This window comes from [Scytonema hofmanni] UTEX 2349 (assembly GCF_000582685.1).
Lineage (GTDB): Bacteria > Cyanobacteriota > Cyanobacteriia > Cyanobacteriales > Nostocaceae > Hassallia > Hassallia hofmanni.
The window spans coordinates 1835942-1842188 of the sequence record NZ_KK073768.1; the positions used below are offsets into that span (position 1 = coordinate 1835942).

Here is a 6247-nt window from a genome sequence, read left to right on the forward strand (position 1 = left end):
TGTAATTATGGGAAAATTAGGCGCTACCTGTGAAAGTAACTTCGGGAAATTTTAGTTGAGCCTCAGCCATTGGACGGTTTCTACCTTCCTCTTGCCAGTAGTTGATTACTTCTGTTCCTTTGTTGAGCAACTCAACGCGATCGACGTCAGTAATCCAATGTTTTGACTCTAGCTCTTTTTTTAACTCTTCCCAGGCATCATTTCTGGGCCAGAAAAAGTACTTAGTCAAGGGACTTGTGCCTTTGCCGACAACTTGATCCACCGCCAAGGCGACGTTTTCATCCAACCACAAAATCTTTAAAATAAACTTGGTCAATCATACCTCCGCTAATTTGTGGACAAAAAAAACTAACTCATGCGATCGCTTATTCTAACGCAATACTTGACAAGTTGACTAAATAACTAGTCGTAGGGTTCGGCTTAAAGCGGTGTGGATTTTCCTCCCGCTTTAGGGTCCGTTGTATTAACGCGCAGAAAGTACGGCATCTTTTTATCTGCTAGGCAGTGCGTTAAGCGTTGCTATGCAGGCTACACTCTAGACAGGGTACCATAAGGTATAGTCGGCGCTTTGAGAAATGTTTATGACTGTCCAACTGCCCCAATCTCAGAAATCTGGTTCTTCTTTGTATGAGCAAGACTTTTACCTGTGGATTCAAACCACGGCAGAACTGCTCAAGCAAAAGAGCTTCACACAACTGGACTTAGACAACCTGATTGAAGAAATTGAAACAATGGGCAGAAGTGAAAAGCGGGCATTGGAGAGCAATCTGGAAGTGTTGCTGATGCATCTGCTGAAATACCAAATTCAAACTGAAAGACGCTCAAAAAGTTGGCAGTACACAATATTGGAACACCGCAGACGAGTCCAAAAGGCACTCCTGGAAAGTCCCAGCTTGAAACCTCACTTCGATCAGGTTTTTGAGGAAAGCTATCAAACCGCTAGACGACTGGCTGTGATTGAAACTGGATTAGCGATCGCTACTTTCCCTGAACAATCTCCCTTTACACTAGAACAAGTCCTCGACTGTGATTTTTTACCAGTGTCATAATCTCACGCTCTGGCTGGGATGAATAATTAGTAAAATCAAGCGATCGCCTTCTATCTAAATCGCCCGACTTAAAAGACATTAGAACCTAAAAACCCTTTGGGTTTTTAGGTTCTAATTTCGGGGTTTTCAGCCAACATTTCTATAAAAATAAAACTCTTTACCTCCCTACCCATGACTCAAGAAACTTCTGCAAAAGCCATTGTAGTCTTTGATATTGATGGTGTGATCCGCGATGTTGGCGGTTCCTATAGACGAGCGCTGGCAGATACTGTAGAGCATTTTACAGCAAATGCGTATCGCCCTACACCACTAGATATTGACCAACTCAAGTCTGAAGGCATGTGGAATAACGATTGGGAAGCATCCCAAGAGTTAATTTACCGCTATTTTGAAAAATCTATACCCCGTGAGGAATTGCAACTAGATTACAGTGCGATCGTTGCGTTTTTTCAATCGCGTTACCGAGGACCCAACCCGGACAATTGGACGGGCTATATCTGCGATGAGCCATTATTGTTAGAGTCTAGCTATTTTGAGCAACTTACATTAGCTGGGATTGGCTGGGGCTTTTTTAGCGGTGCAACTCGCGCTTCCGCTACTTATGTTTTGCAAAAACGGCTTGGCTTAAAGTCACCTGTATTAGTAGCGATGGAAGATGCACCAAGTAAACCAGACCCTACCGGGCTTTTCGCGACTATTCGGCTATTGGCTCTTGACAAATTACAGCCAGTAATATATTTAGGAGATACGGTAGCAGATATGTATACAGTGGAGAAGGCGCGAAGTGTAGAGCCTGAGCGCACTTGGATTGGTGTAGGTATTTTACCGCCTCATGTGCAGGAGACGGTAGCGCGGCGTGAAGCTTATGCCCAAACATTGCGAGAAGCGGGAGCGGCGATAATTTTGAGCAATGTGCAAGAATTAACATCAGTGCAGATTCAGGCATTGTTGCGGTAATGCAACCTAAATAAATTAGGAACGAAGGCAGAAGGCATTCGTGCTGAGGGCAGAAGGTATGTTCAGATGGGGAATAGCGACCCCAACTGAATGAAGACGCCGTGTAGACGACGGGGTTTTAAACCCCCTGCTCCATGATTGTCAATTTCTGTGGGCAGGAATCAGAATTCCCTTCAGCATAGCTGCCTCCAGCATAAGTGCCTTTCCTGATAAAGCAGATTTCAGGTTTAGGAGGTACATGCGTAAAACCCAAAACCCTGTAAAGACCTTCCACTGGAACGTCTCTACGTGTATTTAATAACAACGCAATCTGCTGTCAGCTTATCCATCCAATTGTGTTTTTCCTCGTAGTCGCGCAAACAACTGCGCTACCTTGTGTAAATCTTTATCACCAGGAGCGCGTTCTACACCGCTGGATAAATCTATACCACTGGGTTTAACTTGATTTAGAGCCTCAACAATATTATCTGGCGTTAATCCCCCTGCTAAAAACCAAGGGCAACTAGGGCTAAATTGCTGTAACATGTTCCAATCTAAGGTTTTACCAGTACCGCCCAACTGTTGGGGATGATAGGCATCAAGTAGCAAAGTATTCACACTCGTTGTGTAAGTAGCAGCTTTGTCAAAATCTTCTAAGCTGCGTATTCTGAAAGCTTTAATAATTTCTATGTTTGGTAGAGATTGGCGCACTTGGTAGCAAAATTCGGTTGATTCGTCTCCGTGGAGTTGAACCCCAGTTAAGCCAGAATCGGTAACAGTTTGGGTGATTTCGTCAACTGTAGAATTAGCAAAAACACCAATATTGTCAATATTTTCGGGTAGTTGTGTAATTACTGCCCGAATTTGCGCTGCATTGACGTAGCGTGGTGAAGATGGGACACAAATAAATCCTAGCGCTGTTGCACCTGAAGAAGCGATCGCTTTCCCTTGTTCTGGTTGAGTAATTCCGCAAATCTTAACCCGCATGGAAAATTTAAATATTTGTCACAAAATTACATTAAGTTTAACTTATACGAACAATTCCCAGTTTTCCTCTTTTTTTGTCTTTCTGACTTTATAATTTTTATGATTTAGAAAAATTTTCTCTTACGGAGACACGAACTTGATTTCATCAATCTTACTTGCTGCTACGACTGTTCCCGCTACACCTGAGTGGAATCCCACGGTAGCGATCATCATCAGCATCAGCTGTTTAGTCGCACTTTTACTCACTTTGAAAATTGAAAAGCCTTTGGTTGGTCCCAAACTGCCTATACTGCCTATCAGCGTTGGTGCATTCATCGGTGCGATGTGTTTCGGTCATATTGTCGGCATTGGCATCGTTTTAGGATTGACCAATATCGGGAGTTTGTAACTTTTATTACAGATGTGTTATACGTAACGTCTCTGTAATAAGCAAAATTCCTAGAACAAAACTAAGTGGGGACAACTGTTTTGTTGTCACCCTTTCTTAGGGAGCAAGTGTAAACCTCTCCTTTGAAGGAAGATTTAACGGTTCATTAGACGCATCATGAATGTAGGTGTGAGAAGGCTGGACATAAACGCCCTGCGCTAGGTGAGCAAGCGCGGGTTGAGGATCTGAGCTTACCTGCGATTTGTAAGTTTATCTATCTTCAGATGAAATCGATATAACGCCCTGAAAAGGTGGCAGGTCATTTAATCTTTTAGACTAATTACAAAAGGCGATCGCCTGTTACCTTTTTGTATTTTGACTTGATAAGAAGGCACCCTCGCATCACAAAGACAGATTTTTATTTTTCTTTATAAACCTGGTTATTGTCTATTCTAGAACTTGAAGCCTATGGTTTCTTTGGCGTTGCTGAAGCGGCAAAAATTATTATTTTGTAGAAAAAATAACTTAAAACTCAAATGTCAGCACTGTTGGAAATATTTAAATTTTAAGGTGATGTAATGCAAAAAACTTGGAAAATCGGGTCTTTGTTTGGAATTCCGCTATTTTTAGATCCTTTATGGTTTTTGATTGTCGGGCTGGCAACTCTCAATTTTGGGGTAGCTTACCTAGAATGGGGACCTGTGCTAGCTTGGAGTTCTGGAGCATTGATGGCACTGTTGCTATTTGGTTCTGTCTTGTTGCACGAACTTGGTCATAGCTTGGTTGCTATATCTCAAGGTATTAAAGTTAACTCAATTACTCTGTTTCTTTTTGGTGGCATTGCTGCTATAGAGGAAGAATCGAAAACTCCAGGAAAAGCATTTCAAGTAGCGATCGCTGGTCCATTGGTTAGTGTAACGCTGTTTTTTCTACTGAGTGCTATAGGTTATGTGTTGCCTAACACCAGCCCAGCGAGTGTAATGGTGGGAGATTTGGCGCGAATTAACTTAGTTTTAGCGCTATTTAACTTAATTCCTGGCTTACCTTTAGATGGAGGACAGGTATTAAAAGCAGCACTGTGGAAAGTCACAGGAAACCGCTATCAAGCTGTACATTGGGCTTCCCGTGCGGGGCAAATTTTGGGTTATAGTGCGATCGCTTTGGGATTTGCTGTAGATTTCTTTACCAGGGAATTAGCAACAGGATTGTGGATTGCACTGCTTGGTTGGTTTGCCGTTCGCAATGCCAAAAACTATGATAATGTGACTACATTGCAAGAAAGCTTGCTGAAATTGGTTGCGAGTGAAGCAATGACTAGCGAGTTTCGCGTAGTTGATGGGAATCAAACTTTGCGTTCCTTTGCCGACTTATACTTATTAGAAAGCACCGCACCACAGATTTATTTTGCTGCGGCTGATGGACGTTATCAAGGGATGATTTCAATTGACGATTTGCGTTCTTGTGAAAGAAGCGAATGGGAAACTAAACTAGTGCAAAGTATTGTGCATCCCTTGACAGAAATACCAACTGTTGCTGAAAGAACAACTTTAGCGCAAGTAATCAACAAGCTGGAAAACGAAAAGCTATCTTATGTTACTGTGCTTTCTCCGGCAGATGCTGTCGCTGGTGTAATTGACAGAGGTGACATTTTGCGAGCAATAGCAAACAAGTTGAATTTGCGGTTTAGCGATGCTGATATTAAGCGAGTGAAAGAAGAAGGAAGTTTTCCACCAGGGTTGCAGTTGGGAGCGATCGCTAAATCAACTACAGACTAATAAAATTTAGGGCGTTGCTGATTTGAAATATGAATTTTAAATTTTGACGTATGATTGTAGCATTAAAACCCGCCTTTGTAGAGACGTTCCGCCGGAACGTCTCTTGCAAAAATGTCGATTACCGGATAGAGGATGAGTCCTATTTCCGTTCTCCTGATTTATATGTACTCTAAAGTGACTCTATTTTGACTATAATCAGCGAGTAAAATAAATAATTTCAGCCATCGAGAACCTAATAAGATTTCCTGTATTTCATCTCCAGCAAATACAGGAATTTCCCATTGTCGATTATCTATTATGACTCTACCGCTATAAACATCAAATTCAGTTTCTCCTTGAGCAGTTCTTAATTTATCTTGATTTAAAAAATGCCAATCAAGACTCTCTACATCTTGTTTGTTCATAGCTAAAAACTCAGTAAATCCTGTATCTAACATTGTTTCTACAGGAAAACTCAATCCATCTCCGCCAATTAAATCTATTTCAAAATAAATTTGTCCATATTCTCGAAACCTTCCCTCAATCATATTCTGCCACTAACCCCTGTTTCGTTAATGCCAAAAATATGATGAATAAGGTGAGGATACTTTTCTTTAGCCATTTTACTAGCTACTTCTTTATCCTGATCAATAAAATAATCGCCACTATCCGGTTCAATGGCGATGTACCAGCCAGAATATTTATCTAGGATTTCTGGTTTTAAATGCTCAAAAATCGCCCAACAATGCTCATAAAATGCTTGTCTTCTGGCTCTATCTTGGGCTTTTTGTGCTTCTGTCCACTGAATTTCAGGGAATACTCTACCGCGTCTGACAATTCTTTCGGGTGAAGAGTGTGTCATATTTTTGACATAATGGAAATTGATTTTTCATACTTCTATTATAAAGCGATCGCCCTCAGGAGTCGATCGCTAATAGAATCTTGTTCAAAGGTTTTGGTAGGCATCAGCTAACCTAACATTCAAGGAGAAACTTTCTCTCCGCAGCTGGCACAAAAAGTGTGTGAAGCTTCAAGTTTAGCCCCACAATGACGACAGAAGGTAGGTAGTGGAGCTAGCTGTATTGTATCCGTTCAGGGGGGGGTAAGTGACGCAACTGGGGAACGCTACGCTAGATTGGGCGGTACCGGGTACG

General features: G+C 41.7%; 9 protein-coding genes. 4 read left to right on the top strand and 5 right to left on the bottom strand.

The window, feature by feature from the left end; genetic code table 11:
- Window positions 1–16 precede the first annotated feature (16 nt).
- The gene (locus TOL9009_RS0113290; RefSeq protein WP_029633245.1) at window positions 17–316 is read right to left on the bottom strand and encodes a 30S ribosomal protein PSRP-3; all 300 of its coding nucleotides are present in this window, start codon (window positions 314–316) and stop codon (window positions 17–19) included.
- Between the two features lie 265 nt (window positions 317–581).
- Between TOL9009_RS0113290 and TOL9009_RS0113295 the strand changes: the two genes are divergently transcribed.
- Together TOL9009_RS0113295 and TOL9009_RS0113300 are read left to right on the top strand one after the other, a co-directional pair.
- Entirely contained in the window at window positions 582–1049 is a 468-nt protein-coding gene (locus TOL9009_RS0113295; protein WP_029633246.1) for a DUF29 domain-containing protein, read from the top strand.
- A 171-nt stretch (window positions 1050–1220) separates the two neighbouring features.
- Window positions 1221–2006 (top strand): TIGR01548 family HAD-type hydrolase, encoded by a 786-nt coding sequence (locus TOL9009_RS0113300; protein ID WP_029633247.1) that lies wholly within the window; start codon window positions 1221–1223, stop codon window positions 2004–2006.
- Between the two features lie 321 nt (window positions 2007–2327).
- Here the strand turns inward: TOL9009_RS0113300 and TOL9009_RS0113305 are convergent, their stop codons facing one another.
- Window positions 2328–2972 carry a phosphoribosylanthranilate isomerase gene (locus TOL9009_RS0113305; RefSeq protein WP_029633248.1) on the bottom strand — a complete coding sequence of 215 codons (645 nt, stop codon included), beginning with the start codon at window positions 2970–2972 and terminating at the stop codon, window positions 2328–2330.
- 139 nt (window positions 2973–3111) lie between these two features.
- Here TOL9009_RS0113305 and psaK point away from each other — a divergent pair, with 139 nt between their 5' ends.
- Together psaK and TOL9009_RS0113315 are read left to right on the top strand one after the other, a co-directional pair.
- On the top strand, window positions 3112–3360 hold the full coding sequence (gene psaK, locus TOL9009_RS0113310) for a photosystem I reaction center subunit PsaK (protein ID WP_398344924.1): 249 nt from the start codon (window positions 3112–3114) through the stop codon (window positions 3358–3360).
- A 557-nt stretch (window positions 3361–3917) separates the two neighbouring features.
- The gene (locus tag TOL9009_RS0113315; RefSeq protein WP_029633250.1) at window positions 3918–5114 is read left to right on the top strand and encodes a site-2 protease family protein; all 1197 of its coding nucleotides are present in this window, start codon (window positions 3918–3920) and stop codon (window positions 5112–5114) included.
- 158 nt (window positions 5115–5272) lie between these two features.
- On the opposite strand, the gene TOL9009_RS0113320 is transcribed toward TOL9009_RS0113315, so the two are convergent.
- The 3 genes from TOL9009_RS0113320 to TOL9009_RS50510 all read right to left on the bottom strand — a co-directional run bounded on the left by TOL9009_RS0113320 (window position 5273) and on the right by TOL9009_RS50510 (window position 6176).
- Window positions 5273–5641, bottom strand: a complete 369-nt coding sequence (locus TOL9009_RS0113320) for a hypothetical protein (RefSeq protein WP_029633251.1) — start codon at window positions 5639–5641, stop codon at window positions 5273–5275.
- The gene (locus TOL9009_RS0113325; RefSeq protein WP_029633252.1) at window positions 5638–5955 is read right to left on the bottom strand and encodes a hypothetical protein; all 318 of its coding nucleotides are present in this window, start codon (window positions 5953–5955) and stop codon (window positions 5638–5640) included. The genes TOL9009_RS0113320 and TOL9009_RS0113325 overlap by 4 nt, the downstream gene beginning before the upstream one ends.
- A 119-nt stretch (window positions 5956–6074) precedes the next feature.
- Window positions 6075–6176: a zinc-ribbon domain-containing protein gene (locus TOL9009_RS50510; RefSeq protein ID WP_072022182.1), complete on the bottom strand. Its 102-nt coding sequence runs from the start codon at window positions 6174–6176 to the stop codon at window positions 6075–6077.
- Between the last annotated feature and the right edge of the window lie 71 nt (window positions 6177–6247).

Coding starts and splice junctions, on each gene's coding strand:
- TOL9009_RS0113295 (WP_029633246.1), top strand. CDS start 582: ATGACTGTCCAACTGCCCCAATCTCAGAAATCTGGTTCTTCTTTGTAT.
- TOL9009_RS0113300 (WP_029633247.1), top strand. CDS start 1,221: ATGACTCAAGAAACTTCTGCAAAAGCCATTGTAGTCTTTGATATTGAT.
- TOL9009_RS0113305 (WP_029633248.1), bottom strand. CDS start 2,972: ATGCGGGTTAAGATTTGCGGAATTACTCAACCAGAACAAGGGAAAGCG.
- TOL9009_RS0113315 (WP_029633250.1), top strand. CDS start 3,918: ATGCAAAAAACTTGGAAAATCGGGTCTTTGTTTGGAATTCCGCTATTT.
- TOL9009_RS0113320 (WP_029633251.1), bottom strand. CDS start 5,641: ATGATTGAGGGAAGGTTTCGAGAATATGGACAAATTTATTTTGAAATA.
- TOL9009_RS0113325 (WP_029633252.1), bottom strand. CDS start 5,955: ATGACACACTCTTCACCCGAAAGAATTGTCAGACGCGGTAGAGTATTC.